The sequence below is a fragment of the Acidisphaera rubrifaciens HS-AP3 genome, from assembly GCF_000964365.1.
GTDB classification, from domain to species: Bacteria; Pseudomonadota; Alphaproteobacteria; order Acetobacterales; family Acetobacteraceae; genus Acidisphaera; species Acidisphaera rubrifaciens.
This window is the reverse complement of record NZ_BANB01000403.1, coordinates 1-1564: the sequence shown is the minus strand read 5'-3', so window position 1 is coordinate 1564 and position 1564 is coordinate 1. Positions and strand designations below refer to the sequence as shown.

Here is a 1564-nt window from a genome sequence, read left to right as displayed (position 1 = left end):
CGGTGCGCGCGCAGGGTCTCGCCCGCCCCCGCGATCAGCGCGTCCTCGAACCCCTCGATATCGGCCTTGATCAGATCGACGCGCGGCAGCGCGAGCGATGTCACGAGTGCGTCGAGCGTCACCACCGCCACCGGCTCCGCCACCGCCGCGCGATCGGGGACGCCGAGCGTGGCGAGGCCGAATCCCATCTCCCCCCGCCGCTTGAGCGGCGTGCGCAGCAGCACGACGCCCGGCGCGGCGCCGAGCCCGGCCGCCACCACGACCACGTTGCGCGCCCGCCGCGCCCACAGCGCCGGCCGGAGAATGGAGCGGGCATAGCCGCTGGGCTCCACCGCGACCACCATGCCGTCCGGCGCGAGGCGGGCGAGCAGGCGCGTGACCTGTCCGCCATGCGCGCCCACGTCGATCGCGATGCCGTCGCGCGGCAGGTAGGGTGCCAGGGTCGCGGCCCAGGGCGCGTGGTCCTGTCGCAGGATCGCCTTGAACAGATGCGCGCCCCAACCCGCGCCGGGGCGGAAGCGGTAATAGGGGGACGCCACGCCGCCCGAACGCCGGTCAGCCGCCGAGCAGCTTGTACGGACCGCCGCGCTCCAGCGCCCGCTGCCAGGCGGGGCGGGCGTGGATGCGCGCGACGAAAGCGGCGACATTGGGCGCGGGCCCGCCGCCGCCGCGTGCGGCCGACGCCTCGGCGGGGAAGCTCATCATCACGTCCGCCCCGGTGGGGCCGTCGCCCGCGAACCAGCCGGTCGCGGCCAGCGCCGCGTCCATGTGCGCGACGGCGCGGGCGATGTTGGGGTCGGTAAATCCCGATTGCAGCCGTGCCGCGATGGAGCGGGCGATCGGGCGGGCGAAAAACGGCATCGGCGCCTTCGGCACCCGGCTGACCACCAGCTTCATCACCAGCGGCGGCATCGCCGAGCCCTCGGCATAGTGCAGCCAATAGGTATAGGCGCGGCGCTCCGCGGTGCCGGGCGTCGGGCGCATCCGGCCCTCGCCATAGGTGTCGAGGATGTATTCGACGATCGCGCCGGACTCCGCGATCGTCGCATCGCCGTCGGTGATCACCGGCGACTTGCCGAGCGGGTGGACGGCGCGCAGTTCCGGCGGCGCCAGCATGGTCTGCCGGTCGCGCTCGTAGCGGCGCAGTTCGTACGGCACGCCCAGCTCCTCCAGCAGCCAGAGGATGCGCTGCGAGCGCGAATGGTTCAGGTGGTGGACGGTGAGCATGCGCGGCTTCTAGCCCATTTCGCGCGGTGCGGCATAATGCCCCCGGGCGCCGATCCCGTGCCGGCCGCGCGAAACTTCACGGCCATGCCGGCTGTTGTATGCGGCGGCAGAGTTATTCCGCCTGCGCGTTCGCAACCACAGAGTGAAAGAGCCAACGCCATGACCAAACTGCGACTTCTCACCGGCGCGCTGCTCGCGGCGGGCGCCGCCATCGCGGCCGGGCCGGCCGGGGCCAATACCTGCGTCGCCGGCAAGCTCACCTGCGTCACCACCATGCCGGTGGACGGCTACTGCGAGTGCTCGGCGCACGGCATGACCGAGGGCGGCACCGTTATGC

The 1564-nt window shown here is 72.9% G+C and carries 2 protein-coding genes; both read right to left on the bottom strand.

Going from position 1 to position 1564, the window contains the following annotated elements; genetic code table 11:
- Positions 1 to 539: FkbM family methyltransferase (locus B8460_RS11860; protein ID WP_048861811.1), on the bottom strand; the 539-nt coding region annotated here is incomplete at its 3' end.
- A gap of 16 nt (positions 540 to 555) precedes the next feature.
- Positions 556 to 1227: a glutathione S-transferase family protein gene (locus B8460_RS11855; protein WP_048861810.1), complete on the bottom strand. Its 672-nt coding sequence runs from the start codon at positions 1225 to 1227 to the stop codon at positions 556 to 558.
- Positions 1228 to 1564: the final 337 nt, after the last annotated feature.

Coding starts and splice junctions, on each gene's coding strand:
- B8460_RS11855 (WP_048861810.1), bottom strand. CDS start 1,227: ATGCTCACCGTCCACCACCTGAACCATTCGCGCTCGCAGCGCATCCTC.